This is a genomic window from Gemmatimonas sp. (assembly GCF_021298855.1).
In the GTDB taxonomy this organism is placed as follows: Bacteria; Gemmatimonadota; Gemmatimonadetes; order Gemmatimonadales; family Gemmatimonadaceae; genus Gemmatimonas.
The window spans coordinates 38032-55974 of record NZ_JAJTHI010000039.1; the positions used below are offsets into that span (position 1 = coordinate 38032).

The 17943-nt window shown below is 68.6% G+C and carries 14 protein-coding genes and 2 tRNA genes; 10 read left to right on the plus strand and 6 right to left on the minus strand.

The features are described from left to right. Window positions 1–29: 29 nt before the first annotated feature. The 5 genes from LW840_RS12345 (at window position 30) to LW840_RS12365 (ending at window position 6253) form a co-directional block, all read left to right on the plus strand. A complete protein-coding gene (locus LW840_RS12345; protein ID WP_291277074.1) occupies window positions 30–2327 on the plus strand; it encodes a TonB-dependent receptor in 2298 nt (765 codons plus the stop codon). Next, window positions 2327–3538 carry a DUF4249 family protein gene (locus tag LW840_RS12350; RefSeq protein ID WP_291266909.1) on the plus strand — a complete coding sequence of 404 codons (1212 nt, stop codon included), beginning with the start codon at window positions 2327–2329 and terminating at the stop codon, window positions 3536–3538. The genes LW840_RS12345 and LW840_RS12350 overlap by 1 nt, the downstream gene beginning before the upstream one ends. 96 nt (window positions 3539–3634) lie before the next feature. Beyond that, the gene (locus LW840_RS12355) at window positions 3635–4840 is read left to right on the plus strand and encodes an amidohydrolase family protein (RefSeq protein WP_291262312.1); all 1206 of its coding nucleotides are present in this window, start codon (window positions 3635–3637) and stop codon (window positions 4838–4840) included. A gap of 298 nt (window positions 4841–5138) precedes the next feature. Then, a complete protein-coding gene (locus LW840_RS12360; protein WP_291266911.1) occupies window positions 5139–5615 on the plus strand; it encodes a hypothetical protein in 477 nt (158 codons plus the stop codon). Continuing rightward, window positions 5615–6253, plus strand: a complete 639-nt coding sequence (locus LW840_RS12365; protein WP_291262314.1) for an OmpH family outer membrane protein — start codon at window positions 5615–5617, stop codon at window positions 6251–6253. Before LW840_RS12360 ends, LW840_RS12365 begins: the two co-directional genes overlap by 1 nt. 45 nt (window positions 6254–6298) lie before the next feature. Here LW840_RS12365 and LW840_RS12370 read toward each other — a convergent pair whose 3' ends face one another. Beyond that, window positions 6299–7048, minus strand: coding sequence for a Bax inhibitor-1/YccA family protein (locus LW840_RS12370; RefSeq protein WP_291262315.1), 750 nt, complete (start codon window positions 7046–7048; stop codon window positions 6299–6301). Window positions 7049–7136: 88 nt separating this feature from the next. Beyond that, entirely contained in the window at window positions 7137–8144 is a 1008-nt protein-coding gene (locus LW840_RS12375) for a DUF1611 domain-containing protein (protein WP_291266913.1), read from the minus strand. Between the two features lie 63 nt (window positions 8145–8207). Here LW840_RS12375 and LW840_RS12380 point away from each other — a divergent pair, with 63 nt between their 5' ends. The 5 genes from LW840_RS12380 (at window position 8208) to gltX (ending at window position 12196) form a co-directional block, all read left to right on the plus strand. Further along, on the plus strand, window positions 8208–9176 hold the full coding sequence (locus LW840_RS12380; protein WP_291262317.1) for an aldo/keto reductase: 969 nt from the start codon (window positions 8208–8210) through the stop codon (window positions 9174–9176). 51 nt (window positions 9177–9227) lie between these two features. Then, window positions 9228–9314 (plus strand) — tRNA-Ser (locus tag LW840_RS12385). A 2-nt stretch (window positions 9315–9316) separates the two neighbouring features. Next, the gene (locus tag LW840_RS12390) at window positions 9317–10363 is read left to right on the plus strand and encodes a hypothetical protein (RefSeq protein WP_291277075.1); all 1047 of its coding nucleotides are present in this window, start codon (window positions 9317–9319) and stop codon (window positions 10361–10363) included. Between the two features lie 195 nt (window positions 10364–10558). Continuing rightward, window positions 10559–10648 (plus strand) — tRNA-Ser (locus LW840_RS12395). Between the two features lie 90 nt (window positions 10649–10738). Continuing rightward, window positions 10739–12196: a glutamate--tRNA ligase gene (gene gltX / locus LW840_RS12400; RefSeq protein ID WP_291266916.1), complete on the plus strand. Its 1458-nt coding sequence runs from the start codon at window positions 10739–10741 to the stop codon at window positions 12194–12196. A 7-nt stretch (window positions 12197–12203) separates the two neighbouring features. On the opposite strand, the gene LW840_RS12405 is transcribed toward gltX, so the two are convergent. The 4 genes from LW840_RS12405 to LW840_RS12420 all read right to left on the minus strand — a co-directional run bounded on the left by LW840_RS12405 (window position 12204) and on the right by LW840_RS12420 (window position 17895). Continuing rightward, window positions 12204–13268 (minus strand): hypothetical protein, encoded by a 1065-nt coding sequence (locus tag LW840_RS12405; RefSeq protein WP_291266917.1) that lies wholly within the window; start codon window positions 13266–13268, stop codon window positions 12204–12206. A gap of 44 nt (window positions 13269–13312) precedes the next feature. Further along, window positions 13313–13936 (minus strand): fumarylacetoacetate hydrolase family protein, encoded by a 624-nt coding sequence (locus tag LW840_RS12410; RefSeq protein ID WP_291277076.1) that lies wholly within the window; start codon window positions 13934–13936, stop codon window positions 13313–13315. Window positions 13937–14048: 112 nt separating this feature from the next. Next, the gene (locus tag LW840_RS12415; protein WP_291262353.1) at window positions 14049–16595 is read right to left on the minus strand and encodes a helicase C-terminal domain-containing protein; all 2547 of its coding nucleotides are present in this window, start codon (window positions 16593–16595) and stop codon (window positions 14049–14051) included. Window positions 16596–16605: 10 nt separating this feature from the next. After that, a complete protein-coding gene (locus LW840_RS12420) occupies window positions 16606–17895 on the minus strand; it encodes a hypothetical protein (RefSeq protein WP_291277077.1) in 1290 nt (429 codons plus the stop codon). Window positions 17896–17943: the final 48 nt, after the last annotated feature.

A 17943-nucleotide genomic window follows, 5' to 3' on the forward strand; every position in this document is an offset into this window, starting at 1 on the left:
AGCCGCCCCGTTGATGCGTTCATGAGGGCATGAGTTGGACTGCCCTGCTGTTCCTGCTGGCCATGGGCCAGCCACCGGCCGCGCGCCCCGATTCCATCGGTGAGGTGCGCGGCCGGGTCATTGATGCCGAGAGCCGCGCCCCGGTGGCGGCGGCCGCCGTGGTCGTGCGCGGCACCCGCATCGGAACCCTCACCGGCGACGACGGGCGCTATGTGCTTTCGGGCGTTCCGGCCGGGCGCCCCACGCTGGTCGTGTCCCGGGTGGGGTACACGCCGGCCACGCGTGAGGTCACCGTGGCCACCGGCGAACGTACCACGCTGGACGTGGCGCTGACCGCCGGCGGCACGCAGCTGACCACGGTGCGCGTCGCGGCCGAGGCCACCGAGCGGGAGCAATTCCGCCTTTCGGCCGCGCCGGGGGTGATGACCGTTCGCGGCGAAACGCTCAAGCGGGTCCCGGTGATTGGTGAACCCGATGTGCTGCGCGTCGTGCAACTGCTCCCCGGGGTCGTGGCCACCAACGACTTCACCGCCGGCTACAACGTGCGCGGCGGGGAAAGCGACCAGAATCTGGTGCTGCTCGACGGCTTCCCCATCTACAACCCATTTCACCTGGGCGGCCTGTTCGGCACCTTCATCGACGAAACGGTGGGCGAGTTCGAACTCATGCCCGGCGGGTTTCCGGCGCGCTACGGCACTCGACTTTCCAGCGTGCTCAACGTGGTGCCCAAAGCGGAGGCGCGTAGCGGCGTGCATGGCGCGGTGGGGGTCTCGCTGCTCGCCACGACCGTCTCGCTGGGCGGTACCGTGCGGGGCAGCACCAGCTGGAACGTGGCCGCCCGGCGCACCTACGCCGACCGCTTCGTGTCGGTGTTCACCGACAACCAGTTGCCGTACTGGTTCACCGACGTACAGAGCCACATCCGGCATCGCTTCAGCAACGGGGGCACGCTGTCGGCCACGGCGTATTGGGGAAGCGACGTGATCGATGCGTCGCTCGCGCTCTTCGGTGATTCGTCGTCCGCGGGCGGTGGGCGACTCGCCTTCGACTGGGGGAATTCGCTGCTCGGCGTGGCGTACGCGCAACCGTTGGGGGCACGCGGCACCCGCTGGCTTGGCGCCGATTCGGCGCGCATCATGCAGCGCCTGTCGAGCACCGGCTTCGGCACGACGCTCGACCTGGGCAACGGCTCCTTGCGCTTCGACAACTCCCTGGCCGACCGGCGCGCGTGGGGTGAGGTGGCGCGGTGGCGCGGTCGGCACGAAACGCTCGCCGGCTACGAATGGTCGAGCTATCAGCTGGGCTTCTCCGCCACGGCGAGCGCTGCCAGCTCCGACGCCATTCTCGACGTGAACAACGGCCCCACGGCGGCGAGCCTGTATGTGGATCACACCGTGCGCGGCAGCCGTGTACTGGCGCGGGTGGGGCTGCGCGGCGAAACCGTGACCGGCACCGGGTGGCAGGGGCTCTCGCCGCGGGCCTCGGTGAAGTGGTTTGCCTCGCGCGACCTCGCGTTCACCGTCAGCGGCGGGCGCACCACGCAGTGGACGCCGGCGCTGCGCAACGAGCAGGCGCCGGTGCGGGTATTCGACTTCTGGCTCGTGGCCAACCGCTCCACCCCGGTGGCGTCCGCCTGGCAGGGCATTGTGGGCGGCGAGCGCTGGTTCGGCGCGTCACGCTTCGTGCGGCTCGAAACGTGGCTCAAGGATTACGACCGCTTGCCCGTGTCCAACCTCTTCAACGATCCGGACGTGCGGGGTGACGAGTTCGTCGAGACCGAGGGGCGCTCTTATGGCGTCGACCTGCTGGTGCGGCAGCTCGAATCGCAGAAGCTGTCGGGGTGGCTGGCCTACTCGTACGGCGTGAGTTGGCGCGATGGTCCGGAGGGACGCTTCGCCCCCGTGCAGGACCGCCGGCACAACCTCAACGTGGTGACCTCGTATCGTCCGGGGGGGCGATTCGGGTACGGCGCGCGACTGGGGCTGGGGACCGGCACCCCCTTCACCGATGTCGTGGGGCAGTTGGTGCGGCGTCGCTACGACCCGTTGTCGAACAGCTTCGCCACCCAGAATGTCCCGGTGTCGCGCGAGCCCATTGGCGGCCGTCGCAACGGGGCACGCTTTCCGCTGGTGCAGCGTCTCGACCTGAGCGTGACGCTCACCCGCCCGGGGAAGCGCACGTGGGCCCCCTACCTGTCGCTCGTGAACGCCTACAATGCGCGCAACGTGTTCACCTACATCTTCGACTACACCGCCAATCCGCCCACGCGCACGGCGTTCACGCAGTTCCCGCTGTTGCCCACGGTGGGCGTTACGGTGACCTGGTGATGCGTCCGTTTTCTGCGAGGCACCGTGGCCGCCGCGCCTTGGTCACGGCGCGCACACTGACGCACACGCTGACGCGCACGCTGATGCTGGCGCTGGCGCTCACCGCCTGCGAGTTCGACCAGGTGAGCGTGGCGCCGCCCGCCCCGCTGGTGGTGGTCCACGCCGTGCTCAACGCCGACGCCGCGGAACAGGTGATTCTGGTGGAGGCGTCGCTCACCGGTCGCGTGGGGATCAACGACAGCCGCGATTTCAACCCGCTCGATCCCATTCGCACTGCGGGCGGCGAACCCATTGCCGGCGCCGACGTGCGGTTGCTGGCGGGCGCCGACACCGTGGGCGTGCGCGCCACCGAGAGCCGCATCGGGACGCGCGGCACCGGCCGCTACGCGATTCCCCGCAGTGCCCTCGCGGTGACGCCTGGGCAGCGATACCGGCTGCGCGTACGCACCAGCGATGGCCGGGTCGTGACGGGAGAAACGCTCGTTCCGGGGGCGCCGCCGGGGTGGATGGCCGGCGCGCTGCCGGTGCAACGTTCGTCGTTCGCGCGCGACACCGACACCCTGCGGCTCACCTGGCCCGCCGTGACCGGCGCGCGCACCTATGCCGTGCGCGTCGAAACGCCATATGGTCCGTGGGCGCTTTTTTCCGACAGCACACGGTTTTCGCTCACCGGTACCCTGCGGAACTTCCTCGCGCCCGGGCTGCCCAACGTCTGGTTCCCGGGCTTCCGCCAGATTGCCACCGTGGTGGCCGTGGATCGCAACTTCTACGACTACAATCGGTCCGGCAACGACCCGTTCGGCGGGACGGGACTCATCAGCAGCGTGCAGGGCGGCCTTGGCCTCTTCGGCAGTCTGGTCGAACTGCGGCGGCAGGAGGTGACCGTCACGCAGCGCGATCGCGCGCCACTCGACGCGGCGTGGACCGGCACGAGCACCACAGGCGCCACGGTGGTGATTGACCTGTGGGCCGAAGATCCCGGGCCGCGATTCTCTGCGGTCAGCGGGCGCGTGCGGGCACCGGAACAGTTCGCCGTGGGGACGCTCGGCGACGACGGGACGCTACGCCTGGCCACGCTGCGCAGCACGTCGGGGGCGGACACGGCGGGGCTGTTTACCGGACGCCTGCTGGGCGACTCGATCACGGGCAGCTGGTCCACGCGGTTCGACAGTAGCGGCCCACGGCTGTTCCGACGCACCCGCCGACCGTAAGCGCGGAGGGCGGCGTCCGTCGCCATGGTCCGTTCCAACGATCGGGAGGTACATTCCTGTGTCCCGGTCGTTTTTCCTACCGACGGAGTTTCCGGCATGTTCGTGTCCCGCGTTGCCCGCCCGATGGCTGCCCTCGCTCTTCTCACCCTGCCCGGTACGGCCTTGGCGCAGGGGTTCCGCGGCGGCACACAGATCAAGCCGGGCGAGGAGTGCCCCCCGGGCACCACGGAGATCCGCCCGCGTACCTGCCTGGCCCCCGAGGGCGCCGTGCCAAGCATCGTGGACTATCGGCCCAGGAGCACGCTCAAGGTGCCGGCCACGATGCGCATGAAGGCCAAGTTTCCCGTTGTGGATTTCCACGGGCACCCGTCCGGACAGCTGGGGAGCGTGGACGCCATCGAGCGTATGGGCAAGCAGCTCGATTCGATCGGCGTGCGCCTCATGCTCGTGGCCAACAACGTGAGTGGCGAGGCGCTCACCCGCGGCATCGCCATCGTGAACAGCACGCCCACCATGAAGGACCGCGTGCGTTTCCTCACCGGCATCAACTTCGCCGGCGTGGGGACCCCTGGCTGGGCGGAGAAGGCGGTGGCCCAGATGGAAGCCGACAAGAAGGCGGGGGCGGTGGGCATTGGCGAGGTGGGCAAGGGCTTCGGCCTCTCCACACGCAAGGCTGATGGCTCGCGCCTCACGCTGAACGATCCCGAGCTCAAGCCGGTGTGGGCCGCGGCCGCCCGCCTCAAGCTCCCGGTGTTCATCCACACGGCCGACCCGCAGGAGTTCTTCCGCCCCGTTGACTACACCAACGAACGGTGGCTCGAGCAGTCCCTCTTCCCGGAGCGGCGCTACCCGCAGGATCGGTACCCAAGCTTCGAACAGCTCATGGCCGAACGGGACAGCCTCTTCAAGGCCAATCCGCAAACCACGTTCGTGGCGGCGCATCTGGGATGGCACGCCAACGATCTGGGCCGGCTTGGGCGCATGTTCGACGCGATGCCGAACGTGCTGGGGGAGATGGGGGCGGTGCTCTACGACATTGGCCGCCAGCCGCGCGCCGCCCACGATTTCTTCGTGAAGTATCAGGACCGCATTCTCTTCGGCAAGGACAGCTACCAGCCGGAGGAGTATCCGTACTACTGGCGTGTGCTCGAAACGCGCGACGACTACTTCGACTATTACCGGGACTACCACGCGTTCTGGAAGCTGTACGGCATCGACCTGCCCGACGTGGTACTCAAGAAGGTGTACTACCAGAACGCGCTCCGCATCACGGGCATTCCCACCACGGGCTGGCCGAAGTAACCGTCCAAGCATTCGCCGCGTGAATGTATCGGGCCCGAAAATCCGAATCGTTCACCGCTTGTTGCCCCCGTGGCGGCGCCCTAACGTGACGGTGTGATCGCCATCGCGATCGCATCCTGGTTGGGGAGTAGCCGCCCGTGCCGGTCACGGGAGCGGTCGACCGTCATCACGAGACGCGAGTCTCCGGTCGGCCGCGTGCGGAGTCATCCGCATTGCGCGAGACCACCGCACACCCTGTGTCGTGCGGCGTCTCGCTTTCCCTGGCGATTTCCCCGCACGGCACCGCCCCCTGGAGGGGATGCCGATGCACGAAGCGCTGGAAACACCGTGGCGCGGGCGTATGCGGTTGTTGTCTGCCGATCGTCACCTGCCCCGTCGCAACGAGCCGCTTACCGAACAGGAGCGTGACGCCATCGAGGCGTGGCTCACCAACGGCTCGCACATCATCACGTATACGCGCGGCCGCGTGACACGCGAGGGGCGCCCGGTCTGGGTGGTCACCACGCGGGGGGTGCTCATTGCCACCCTCACCGATGAAGGGTTCGACCGCGTGCGCGCGCGCGCGCACTGGGTGCCCGCCGAGCACCTGCGACGGGTGGACATGGTCCCCGACGCCGAGCTGCCGCTGGTACGCATCGTGACCATTTCGCGGCGGTTCGTGCTGTACGGCGTGGACCTGGACAGTTCCGTGCGCTTCGTGGCGCTGGCCAAGGCGGCCATGGCCGCCAGCGAGCCCCCGCGTCGCAGTGGGCCGCGCGCGGTGGGGATGCGCTGATGCGCCCGTCCCGGAATCACCAGTCCCGGAATCGCCGCTCCCGCGCGCTGGAACTGCTGCGCCATGGCGTGGCGGCCATGGCGCTCGCGTCACTCGCCTTGGCGGGCACCGCCGAGGCACAGGGCTCCGGAGCGTCAGCGCGGGCCAAGGGCGCCGTGCCTGCGCTTCGCGTGGCCGTATTCAACGCGCGGGTGGTGTTCGACTCCATGCCCGAGCGTTCTGCGGCCGAATCGGAATTCGCGCTCGAGCAGGCGAAGGCGCGCACGCTGCTCAATGCCGCCACCGATTCACTGCGCGCGGCACTCGACGAATTCGTACGCCACGAAGCACGCCTGACACCGCGGCAGCGCGAGGCCACGGCCATGCACCTGCGCGCGCGCGAGCTGCTGGTGGAGGAAATGGCCGCCAACCTCGACCATGTGATTCTCACGCGGCAGGCCGAACTGCAGCAGCCGTTGCGCGAGCGGGTGCGGGCCGCCGTACGCGCCGTGCGCCTGCGTGCCGGGTACGACCTCGTGCTCGATCGGTCGAATGATCAGGTCATCTTCGATGCCGACGACAAGGCCGACATCACCGCAGCCGTGCTGCGCGAGTTGCGGGAGCAGATGCACAGTGCCCGCTCACCGAATGGACGGTGAGCGGGCAATGGCGACGCGAGATACGGGGCGAGGCAGACCGCGCCGTCAGTCGCGGCGCCCCTGCAACCGCGAGAGCAGCCGCAGCAGTTCGAGATACAGCCAGATCAGGGTGACCATGAGGCCGAAGGCGGCAAACCACTCCATCGCCTTCGGTGCCCCCATGCGCGCCCCTTCCTCGATGCGGTCGAAGTCGAGCACCAGATTGAGGGCCGCGACGCCGGCAATGGCCACGTTGACGCCAATGGCCAGCCAGCTCGTGCTGGTGAAGTAGCCCACCTGTACCCCGAAGAGGGACAGCAGGAAGGAACCGAGGTAGAAGAGGCCGATGCCGATGACGGCGCCAAGCATCATGCGCTTGAAGCCGGCCGTCGCGCGCAGCACGCGCAGCCGATAGAGCACGAGCACGCCCGCCGCGACCCCGAAGGTGAGCAGCACCGCCTGCTGCGGCAGCCCGGCGAAGCGCGTGTTGTAGAGCGCCGAGATGGCGCCCAGGAAGATCCCTTCCAGCGACGCGTAGATGGGGGCGGTCCACGGCGCCCACTGGGGGCGGAAGCTGGTCACGAGGGCGAACACGAAACCGCCCAGACCACCAACGAGCATGGCAGGCATGACCAGTTCGGGACGGCCGCCAGCCACCTGCTGCCAGGTGATCGCGGCCGAAAAAACCACGACGGCCAGCAGCAGCATGGCTTTGCCCGCCGTCCCGGCCACGGTCATGGCGCCGGGAGAAACGAGGCCGAAGGTTTCGCGCGCGGTATCCGCGAAGCGCGAAAGGACGGGATTGTTGGTGCGCATGAACCGGGAAGCTGAGGGACGTGTTACCGTGTGGCCGCCGCCGCTCCGCCTGCCAGGGACGGGCGGCGCGGTGCGGGGCACCACCGGACTATACACCAAGAACGCGCGAAACGATCGGCTCGAGCCCACCGCGCAGGGGATCGCAGACGGGAACCCCCACTTCCTCGGCCACCCGCTCCCGGTAGGCCTGCCATGCCTCGGTTGACAGGGACGACGAATTGACCGATACCCCGGCAAGCTGCACCGCCTGATTGGTGACCCGCGCCGCTTCGAGATACTGGGCCGCGGCGTTGGCGAGCGGCGGAATGCGGAACTGGGGCCGGTGCTCGATGTGCAGGCGCGAGGCGTCGTGACAGAGCACGATCCAGTCGGGCTGCGAGCCGTGCAGCAGTCCCAGCGTGACGCCCGCGTAGGCCGGGTGAAACAGCGACCCCTGCCCCTCAATGACATCGAAGTGCGCCGGGTCGTTGTCGGGAGAAAGCGCCTCGGCCGCTCCCGCCACGAAATCCGCCACCACGGCGTCAATGGCAATGCCGCTGCCGGCAATCATGATGCCGGTCTGCCCGGTGGCCCGAAAGGTGGCGCGGGCCCCACGCGCCGTGAGCGCCTGCGTGAGCGCCAGCGCGGTGTATTTCTTCCCCAGGGCGCAGTCGGTACCCACCGTGGCGATGCGCAGGCCGGTGCGCTTGCGTCCGGTGCCGGCGGCGAACGACTGCGAACCGTGGCGCACGTCCACCAGTCGTACCCCGTGGCGCGCGGCGGCCTCGACCAGCTGGGGGAAGGCGGTCAGTCGCGTGTGCATGCCACTCACCACATCGAGTCCGGCGGCCATGGCGGCAAGCAGATCACCCTGCCAGGCCGGCGGGAGCGTGCCACCTACCGACGCCACCCCGATAACCAGGCTTCCGGCCCCCGCGGCGGCCGCGGCGGCCGGAGAACGGCGTGGCAAGCCGAGCGAGACCGTGCACTCGGGCAGGCTCCATTCGCCGCACACCTTGTCCGGGCACCAGTCGCGCAGCCCAAAGGCGGTCTTGGCGTCGGTGAGGTGCTGTGCACCACCGAGGAACAGCAGATAGGGCGCGCGAAGCGTGAGCATGGGATGGAGTCTGGCACCTCCCGCAGGATGCGGGAAGTCAGGGGGGCGCAACATATTTCCCGCATGATCTCCCGTCGCGATTTCCTCGTTGGCACCGCCGGCGTCGGTGCCTCACTCGGCCTCACGCCGCATGTGCTTCGGGCGCTGGCGGCGCTGCCTCAGGGTACGCTGCTGCAGCGCGCCATTCCTGCCACCGGCGAAACGATTCCCGTCATCGGGCTGGGGAGTTCGGCGACGTTTGCGAGCGTGGCCCGCTCGGAGGACGTCACCGCGCTGCGGGCGGTCTTTCAGGCCATGGTCGATCGCGGAGCACGCGTCTTCGACACGGCGCCGTCCTATGGCGCGTCGGAGGCTGTCGCGGCCACGCTCGTGAACCAGATGGGCATTGCCGGCACGCTGTTCTGGGCCACCAAGGTGAACGTGGCCGGCCGCGGGGGCGCCGCCGCCGACCCCGCGGCGGCGCGCGCACAGATCGAGACGAGTCTGGCGCGCTTCGCGCAGCCAAAGATCGACCTCCTGCAGGTGCACAACATGGGCGACCCGCCAACGCAGCTGAAGGTGGCGCGCGAGTTCAAGAAGGCCGGCACGGTGCGCTACGTGGGCATCACCACCACGTTCCCCAACCAGTACGCGTCGCTCATCGACGTGATGCGCAACGAGCCGCTCGACTTCATCGGCGTGGACTACGCCGCCGACAATCGCGACGTGGAGGAGGTCATCCTGCCGCTCGCGCAGCAGCGGAAGATCGCCGTGCTCGCCTACGCCCCATTCGGTCGCACCAGCCTCTTCCGCCGGGCAGCCAATACCCCGTTGCCGGAGTGGGCGCGGGAATTCGACGCCACCACCTATGCGCAGTTCTTTCTCAAGTTCTGCCTGTCTCACCCGGCCATTACGGCGGTGACGCCGGCCACGAGCCAGGCGAAGAACATGATCGACAACATTGGCGGCGGCATTGGGCGCCTGCCTACCCCGGCCCATCGCGAACAGATGATCCGGTTCGTGGATGCCTTGCCGGCGTTGCCCGGGCGCTGACGACAGGCCATTTTGCCGAGACGGCGGTGGCGTTCGCGCGCCGGCCGGACAGGGGGGATGGTCGAGTGGTTTATGGCTCCGGTCTTGAAAACCGGCGTACCGGCAACGGTACCGTGGGTTCGAATCCCACTCCCCCCGTTATGAGCACTCCCTCGCGTGGTTCGTTGCTGGTGCTGTGCGCGGTCGCCGCCGTGGGCAGGGCGCAGCCACCGGCTCCGCGGGTCACCGAGTTGCCCAGCGCGGCCTCGGCGCTCCTGCAGGCCGTGCATGCCGTGAACGCACAGGTGGTGTGGGCGTCGGGACACAAGGGCACCGTCGTGCGCTCGCGCGACGGCGGACGCAGCTGGGAACGGCTCGAAACGCCGGCCGGTGACTCGCTCGAGTTTCGCGACATTCACGCCGTGCATGCCGACACCGCCTGGATCCTCTCTGCCGGCAGCGGGCCCAAGTCGCGCATCTATCGCACGACCAACGGTGGTGCCACCTGGCGCCTGCAATTCCTCAACGCCGACACGGCGGCGTTCTACGACTGCTTCTCGTTCGGATCGTCCACCACGGGAGTGGCGTACGGCGACGCGTCGCCGCAGCGCACCAACATCCTGCGCACCGAAGACGCCGGACGCACCTGGAAACTGCTTGCCCCCACGGCCGTCCCGGCGCCGCTCCCCGGTGAAGGGGCGTTCGCCGCCAGTGGCCTCTGCGTGGTGCACGGGGATGCCAACACGGTGTACATCGCCACGGGGTCGCCCGGCGCGCGCATCTTCCGCAGCCGTGACGGCGGCCGTCGATGGACGACCGAGAACACGCCCTTTGCCCGCGGCATCTCCGCCGGACTCTCGGGGCTGTCGTTTGCCGACGCACAACGCGGCATCGCGGTGGCCGGCGACATGAGCCGCCTGCGCACCGATTCGGCACAGAGTGTCGTGGGCATCACCACGGACAGCGGTCGGACCTGGTCCATGCGATCACGCCCGCCCCGCCCCGGAGCGCTCGCCGGCGTGACCTGGGTGCCCGGCGCGGGGCCTGGTGCAGCCGTGGCGGTGGGATTTGGCGGCGCCTTCTACACGCTCGACGAAGGGCGCAGCTGGACCACGATTACCACCGACGTGACCACCGGGGTGTCCGCCGTGGGACGGCAGGTGTGGATCGGTGGCGCCAACGGCAAGCTCTGGCGCGTAGACTTCTAGCGCGCGTAGCCGTCATGGCGGCGCATGGCACACGTACCCGCCATCATCGGGTCCACAGGACACGCGCCGTTGCCATTGCTTCTGCAACGCGCCCCCGACTACATTTCCGCTCCGTCGTGGTTCTTCGGAGCCAAGGTGGCGTAGGGCGCCCAACCTGTTGTCCGGCAACGGATTCAGGGCGTCCTCGAGGGGTGAGGAGAGATGGCCGAGAGGCTGAAGGCACCGGTTTGCTAAACCGGCATAGGGGGTCAACCCCTATCGCGGGTTCGAATCCCGCTCTCTCCGTGCCGCGGGTCCGCCGGGTATCCGGCGGGCCCGCGCTTTTTTTGTTCCGACTTCTCGGCGAATTCCGACCCTCTTCGGTCTGTATCCTTCATGACGGCTGCGTCTTCCGGTAAGCGCCCGCGCGTGCGCTTTGCCCCCTCGCCCACGGGCTTCCTGCACGTGGGCGGTGCGCGTACGGCGCTCTTCAACTGGCTGTACGCCCGGAAGTACGACGGCGACTTCCTGCTGCGCATCGAGGATACCGACCGCCAGCGCAGCACCGACGAAAGCACGCGCGCCATCTTCGAAGGCCTGGAGTGGCTTGGCCTCTCCTGGGATGAGGAGGTCGTCTATCAGGGGGCCAACGTGGCCCGGCACTACGCCGACGCGCACCGCCTGCTCGACGCGGGGGCCGCGTACCGCGACTTCACACCAGCCAGCGAGCTCGAGCGACTGCGCGCCGAGGCGGAGGCCCGTGGTGATGCGTTCAAGTTCGATCGCACGATGGCGGAGTTGAGCCCGGAGGCGTTGGCCGAGAAGCTCGCCAACAACGAGCCCTATGCCATCCGCTTCCGCGTCCCCGAGGGCACGACGGAGTGGCCCGATCTGGTGCACGGCCGCATTGCCTTCCCCAACAAGGACATCGAGGACTTCATCATCCTCCGGTCCGACGGCACACCCGTGTACAACATGGCGGTCGTGTCCGACGACATCGCCATGGGCATCACGCTGGTCATGCGCGGCGACGACCACATCTCCAACACCCCCAAGCAGATCCTGCTCTATCGGGCGCTCGGGGCCGAGGTGCCGCAGTTCGGCCACGTGCCCATGATTCACGGTACCGATGGCAAGAAGCTGTCGAAGCGTCACGGGGCCACGGCGGTGGGCGACTACCAGCACCAGGGGCTGTTGCCGCAGGCCATGCTCAACTTCCTGGCGCTGCTTGGCTGGTCGCCCGGCGACGACACCGAAGTGATGACCGTGCCTGAACTCATCGAGCGCTTCAGCGTGCATGGCCTGCACGCCAAGGCGGCGGTGTTCGACACGAAGAAGCTGGAGTGGATGAACGGCCAGCATCTCGCGCAGATCCCCATCGACCAGCTGGCCGCCATCGTTGCCCCCCTCGTGGAGCGCGCGGGATTGAGCTCGGTGGCCGACCTGCAGGCGCGTCATGACTGGTTCTGCGGCGTGCTGGAGCTGCTGCGCATTCGCGCGCGACTGACCGACGAAATCGTGGCCCAGTCACGCCCGTTCTTCGTGGAGTCGGTGGAGTACGACCCCGAGGCGGTGAGCAAGCAGTGGCGCGATGCGGCGGCAACCGCCGACATTCTCGATGCCACGCGGGAACGGCTCGCTTCTCTCGAGACGTGGGAGCCGGCGGCCATGGAGGAAGGGCTGCGCAAGCTCGCCGAGGAGCGTGGGATTTCGGGTGGCAAGATCTTCCAGCCGCTGCGTGTGGCGCTTACCGGCCTGACGGTGAGCCCCGGCATCTTCGACGTGCTGCTGTATGTGGGCCGCGAGCGCTCACTGGCGCGCATCGCCGAGGCGGTGGCGTACCTGCGGCAGTAGCACAGCGCTACTGCTTGTCGACGCTCTTCGGCTCGGCCTTGAGGGGCGCCGCCAGACTCGCGCTGGGCGCGCGCAGTCGCTCGCGTCGTTCGGCGTCGCGGCGCTTGTCCATTTCCTTCACGATGCGCTTGAACTCGGCCTCGCCCATGCCGCGTTCGGACATGCGCTGAATGTCCGCACGTCCCGCGTTGATGCGCGCGGCATTGGCCATCCCCGCAGGATTGGCCGACATCCCGGCGGCGGTGGCGGCATTGAGGGGGAGCAACGCGAGCAGCGCATTGGGAATCATGACCTTCCCCAGGCGAATGCCCTGCTGGTCCCATCCCCACTTGTTGCCGCTCTTGTCGGTCTTGGTCCAGTCGCCGGGGGCGCGCCCGTACTGTCCGCGCCCCTGCGCCCGGTTGAGCGAGTCGAGCGAATCGCGCGCAGCGGTGAGCATGCCGGCCATGATGCTATCCAGCTTGTCGGCCCGGTCACCCGACGCAATGCCGGTGCCCCCAGCCCCGCCCTGCCCCACGGGACCACGCCAGACGCGCTCATCGGTGTAGCCGGGGCGTACGCCTCGCACATTGGGGTCGAGCGCGCCAATGCCGTTGCCCACGGTCCCGCCACTGCCGGTGTCGCGCGGCGTCGGGGCCGCAGGGGGCGGTGGGCCAGCGGGACGGCTGTCGGCCTGCTGATTGAACGGGAGTGCCGACGGACGCTGCACCACAGGCGGTTCGGTCACCGGCCGACGCACCTCGGCCTGGGGCTCCGTCTTGGGCGGCGCAGGGGCGATGTACGTGAGGCGCTCCTCGCGGCTTGCCTCACGCCCATCGAACTGCAGCCACTGCGGCAGGCCATACCCCAGGGACAGCGACTGAATGAGCGCGGCACCCACCAGCACGTGCAGCGCCACGGCCACGGCCACGGCCCGCGGGGAACGCTGCTCGCCACGCGGCAGCCCGGCCAGACGCTCCCCCAGCGACCCCTTTGTACCACGGCGCCTTCCCGCACCTACGCCATCCCCCCGCTCGGCAGGGCCGGAAGGACGGCCGTCTGGCGGCGGCGTCTGGGCGGGAGGACGGGTCATACGAGAAAGATACTCGGATTTCTCGGTGGGAGGGGGGCGGGCGGTCAGCTGGCGGCTACTACCGGATTTGACACCCGGCTCAAGCCAACCAGTTCCACCTCGACGACGTCACCCGGGGACAACCGCCCCACCCCGTGCGGGGTGCCCGTGGCCACCACATCGCCGGGTTCGAGGGTGAGGTACTGCGAGATGTAGTGCAGCAGGAACGGGATGCGGAACGCCATGTCCCCACCCCGGGCCCGCTGCACTTCCACCCCGTTGAGGCGCGTGACCAGCTCGATGGCGTCGAGGTCGGCCGGCGCCGGCACCGGTTCGCCAATGGGGCAGAAGGTGTCGAGTCCCTTCGCCCGCGCCCACTGCCCGTCGTTCTTCTGCAGGTCACGCGCGGTCACGTCGTTGAGTGCCACCACGCCGCCCATGGCGGCCACCGCCTCGGCTTCACTGGCCGCCCGGCTGAGCCGTGCGCCCATCACGATGGCGATCTCCCCCTCGTACTCGATGTGCGTGGACACCGGGTGAAGCACGATGGCCTCGCCTTCGCGAATGATGGACGAGGGCGGCTTGAGGAACAGCAACGGTTCCGCCGGCAGGTCGTTGCCCATTTCCTTGGCGTGCAGGAGATAATTGCGACCGACGCAGACGATCTTGGAGGGGCGATGCATGGTCATCGGGGAGATCGGGGTGGGGGCGAACAGCAGAAGCGTACAGGGTAAAGTGTTACCTCCTGACCGCACTGCGCCAGCAGAAGCCCCGGTTCGCGACGTGCTGTTGGGAGGCAACTCATGACTCTTTACGCTGCTGCCGTTCCCCCCGGTAGAACCTCGCCATTTCCCCGCGCACCTCTCCCCACGCGCCCACCAGTCGCCTGGCCGGCGGCAGCGCGTCGAGCAACTCGCGGCCATAGCGTTTGCTGATCACCCGCGGGTCGCTGAGCACCACCACGCCGGCGTCGGTGGCGGTGCGAATGAGTCGGCCGAATCCCTGCTTGAGCCGCAACGAGGCGTGCGGCAGCATGAACTCGCCAAAGCTGTTGCCGCCGCGCGCCTCGATGGCCTCGCATTGCGCGGCCACCATGGGTTCGGTGGGCACGCGAAACGGCAGCTTGGCAATGAGCAGCCCGCGCAGGGCGTCCCCCGGCACGTCCACTCCTTCCCAGAAGGTGGCGGTCCCCAGCAGCACCGCGCGCCCGCTGTCGCGGAAACGCTGCAACAGCACGTCCCGTGGTTCCTCACCATGCACCAGCAGCGGCCACGCGCCCCCCTGCCCCGGCCCGCGCAGCCATTCCGCCGCCTCACGGACATCGCGGTGGCTCGTGAACAGCGCAAACAGTCCACCATCGCTGGCCGTCATGAGGTCACGCAGCTGACGGCACACCGCGGCGAAATGCTCGCGCGGCTGTTCGTTGGGCGCCGGCAGATCGGTGGGCACCACCAGCACCGCCTGACGGGGATAGTCGAAGGGTGAGGGGAACATCGCCGCCCGTTTCGTTCGCCGCGCGTCGGCAATGCCCAACCGTTCCTCGAGGAACGCAAACCCGCCGTGCGTGGCCAGCGTGGCGCTGGTGATCACGGCCGTTTCCACGCGCTCGAACAGATCCTCGCGCAGCACCGGCGCCAGATCGAGCGGTACGCAATGCACGGCCACGTTGCGCTCGTTGGGTGTCGGCTTGCCCTGGAACTCCATCCAGCGCACCACCGGCGGCCCGTCGGCGGGTGGCATGAGCCCCTTGGCCAAGGCGTCGCCGGCACTCTGCAGTCGGCGCAGCACCGCCCGCACTTCGTTGAGCAGCGGGGCGAGCTCCTCCGCGCGCTTCTGGTCGCTCTCGAGACGGTCACGCACCACCTTGAGTCCGGTGGCCAGCGCGTCGATTTCCGTGAGCAGTTCCTTGAGCGTGCCTTCGATGCCGTTGCGCCACAGATCATGCTGCTGGAACTCCCCGGTGAGTCGCATGACCGCCGTACCCTGCATTTCCAGCACGGCAGCGAGCAGCTCGAAGAGCAGCTGCACGCGGTCGCGCGCCGTGAGGGTGCTGGAGAGCAGCCGCTCCTGCACGAGATCGAGGCTCGCCACGCTGAGCAGGTCCTTGGCGCCGGCCAAGCGCGCGGCCAATGCGGGCAACAGCCCCTTGCCACGCCGTTCGAGCCGGTTGAACATGCGCGCCAGTGCGCGCCGGGTGATGGAACTGCCCAGATGCGAGGCCGCCGCATCCTCGAGATGATGTCCCTCGTCGATCACCAGACGCTTGTATGCCGGCAGCACGGCGGCCTCATCCCAGTTCTGTGCCTGCCGCCGCACCGCCACGTCGGACAACAGCAGGTGGTGGTTCACCACCACGATGTCGGCGTTCGCCGCTTCCTTGCGCGCCTTGAAGAGGAAACAGTCGGCGTAGAACTCGCACTTGAGCCGTCCGCACAGGTCGGGCTCTGCCGAGACCTCGTCCCAGATGTCCGCCCGCGGCGCCGTCCCCAGATCGCTCAGCGAGCCATCCTTGGTGCGCTGCGCCCACTCGGCAATCTTCGCCACTTCGCCGGACGCATTGTCCTCGAAGAGCGCCGCCCCCGCCCCCTGCGCCTGCTGCAGCCGGTACAGACACAGGTAGTTGCGCCACCCCTTGAGCAGTGCGAAGCGCACCGGTTGATCGGTGAGCGCGCGCTGCAGGAACGGGAGGTCCTTGGCTACCAGCTGCTCCTGCAGCGTGATGGTATTGGTGCTCACCACGGTGCGCTCGCCATTGGCAGCCGCCCAGCGCAGTGCCGGCACCAGGTACCCCAGCGACTTGCCCACGCCCGTGCCGGCCTCGAGCAGCGCCACGCCCCCTTCGTTGAACGCCGTCACCACCTCGGCCGCCATGGCGCGCTGACTCGGACGGTCTTCGTAGTCGCGCGCCCCGTGCACGCGGCGCATGGCCTGCGCAATGAGGCCGTGGGGGCCAAGCTGCACATCCACGTCGTCCGGATCGACGGGCACCAGCGTGCGCCCCTCGGGAATCTCCGTCACGAAGTAGATGCGCGTGGCGTCGTTGTCCACGATGGCGAAGCCCACCCCGTTCATGTGGAGGCGGTACGCCACCTCCATGTCGGCGTCGCTCGGGGTGAGTTCGCCCGAGGGGTGGTTGTGCACCAGCAGTTCGCCGCGATCGGCCACGCCGGGCAGGGCCAGCACACTCTGCACGTCGCCCGCCGCGACCTTGCGCGCGGTGGCCACCTGGCCCTGGTCGTCCACGGTGCACACGAAGCACACTTCGTTGCCGCCGTGCAACCGGATCTGCGTACGAATGGCGGCCGCCGCCTTGGGCAGCAGCCGCGCTTCTCCTGCCACCTGCGCCATCACGGTCCCGTCACGTCTTCCGCGGCTTCTTCTTGGCGGCCGGGAACAGCACGTTGTTGAGGATGAGACGGTACCCCGGAGAATTGGGGTGCAACGACAGATCGGTGGGGGCACTGCCGATCGCGTGCTGCGGATCCTCGGGATCGTGTCCGCCGAGGAAGGTCCACGAGCCCTTGCCGTAGTCGCCGTGCAGATACTTGGACCATGGCGCCCCTTCCTCCTGCGCCAGCACGGTCACGTTGCGCTTCACCACCGCCTTGTTGAAGCTCGTGGTCACCCCGTAAAAGTCGGCGACTACGGTGCGATGATTCTGCACCAGCATGGTGGCCACGGGATCGAGCTTGGCACTGAAGCCGAAGAGCGAAAAGGTGCCCAGCGGCTGCCGCCGCGACGGCACGTTGACCTGATGGCCATCAATGTCGCTGAGCGCGTTCACATAGGGCGACGGCTCCACGTGCGCGCCCTGGAAGGCCAGAGCGCGCGTCCAGTCGAGCTTCGCATCGGCGTTCGGGTCGGGCGGCGTGCCATCGGAAAACGGCCCGGCAATGTCCACCACCAGCGAGGCAATGGACAGGTCGAGCGATTCGGTGGCCCCGCACATGGCGAAGAGGAACCCCCCGCGATCGACGAAGCCGCGGATGTTGTCGGCCACGGCCTTCTTGAGCGCCGGTACGTTGTCCTTGCCGAAGAGCCGCCCGGTGCTGAGGTCGCGCTCGCGCTGCGCCACGAACCAGGGCGCGTCACGGTAGGCGAGATACAGCTTGTTGTACTGCCCGGTGAAGTCCTCGTGGTGCAGATGCACCCAGTCGTACTTGGACAGATCGCCCTTGAGCACCTCGTTGTCCCACACGGACGCGAAGTCGATGCCGGCGTAGGTGAGGGCGAGGGTGACCGCGTCGTCCCAGGGTGGCTGATCGACGGGACGGTAGATGGCAATCTTGGGCGACCGTTCGAGCACGACGGCGTCCATGTTGCCGCCGGCGATCTCCGCCCGCACCGCGGCGACGGCTCCATCGGTCATGGGCTCCACACTGACCCCTTCCAGCGCGGCCCGCTTGCGCAGGTCGGGCACGTCGGGAAGCAGGAAGGCACCGCCCCGATAGTTGAGCAACCACTCGGCCTTCTGCCCGGCCTTGAGCGCCTGGTACGTGACACCGTACGCCTTGAGGTGATTGCGCTGCGCGTCGTCCATGGGCAGCAGCAGATGCTGCGCGGCCACGGGACGCGCGAGTGAGATCACGGCCCCGACGAGAAGCAGCGTGGCGCGCACGGCGCGAGTGACCAAGGGGCAGACGGGCATTCCGGAAGGTAGCAGGAGGCGGGGAGCAGGCGGCAGGGAGCGCGGCGC

Excerpts from the sequence above, each read along its gene's own strand:
- LW840_RS12345 (WP_291277074.1), top strand. The coding sequence starts at position 30 with ATGAGTTGGACTGCCCTGCTGTTCCTGCTGGCCATGGGCCAGCCACCG.
- LW840_RS12350 (WP_291266909.1), top strand. The coding sequence starts at position 2,327 with ATGCGTCCGTTTTCTGCGAGGCACCGTGGCCGCCGCGCCTTGGTCACG.
- LW840_RS12365 (WP_291262314.1), top strand. The coding sequence starts at position 5,615 with ATGCGCCCGTCCCGGAATCACCAGTCCCGGAATCGCCGCTCCCGCGCG.
- LW840_RS12410 (WP_291277076.1), bottom strand. The coding sequence starts at position 13,936 with ATGACCATGCATCGCCCCTCCAAGATCGTCTGCGTCGGTCGCAATTAT.
- LW840_RS12380 (WP_291262317.1), top strand. The coding sequence starts at position 8,208 with ATGATCTCCCGTCGCGATTTCCTCGTTGGCACCGCCGGCGTCGGTGCC.
- gltX (WP_291266916.1), top strand. The coding sequence starts at position 10,739 with ATGACGGCTGCGTCTTCCGGTAAGCGCCCGCGCGTGCGCTTTGCCCCC.
- LW840_RS12420 (WP_291277077.1), bottom strand. The coding sequence starts at position 17,895 with ATGCCCGTCTGCCCCTTGGTCACTCGCGCCGTGCGCGCCACGCTGCTT.
- LW840_RS12370 (WP_291262315.1), bottom strand. The coding sequence starts at position 7,048 with ATGCGCACCAACAATCCCGTCCTTTCGCGCTTCGCGGATACCGCGCGC.
- LW840_RS12390 (WP_291277075.1), top strand. The coding sequence starts at position 9,317 with ATGAGCACTCCCTCGCGTGGTTCGTTGCTGGTGCTGTGCGCGGTCGCC.
- LW840_RS12360 (WP_291266911.1), top strand. The coding sequence starts at position 5,139 with ATGCCGATGCACGAAGCGCTGGAAACACCGTGGCGCGGGCGTATGCGG.
- LW840_RS12375 (WP_291266913.1), bottom strand. The coding sequence starts at position 8,144 with ATGCTCACGCTTCGCGCGCCCTATCTGCTGTTCCTCGGTGGTGCACAG.
- LW840_RS12355 (WP_291262312.1), top strand. The coding sequence starts at position 3,635 with ATGTTCGTGTCCCGCGTTGCCCGCCCGATGGCTGCCCTCGCTCTTCTC.
- LW840_RS12415 (WP_291262353.1), bottom strand. The coding sequence starts at position 16,595 with ATGGCGCAGGTGGCAGGAGAAGCGCGGCTGCTGCCCAAGGCGGCGGCC.
- LW840_RS12405 (WP_291266917.1), bottom strand. The coding sequence starts at position 13,268 with ATGACCCGTCCTCCCGCCCAGACGCCGCCGCCAGACGGCCGTCCTTCC.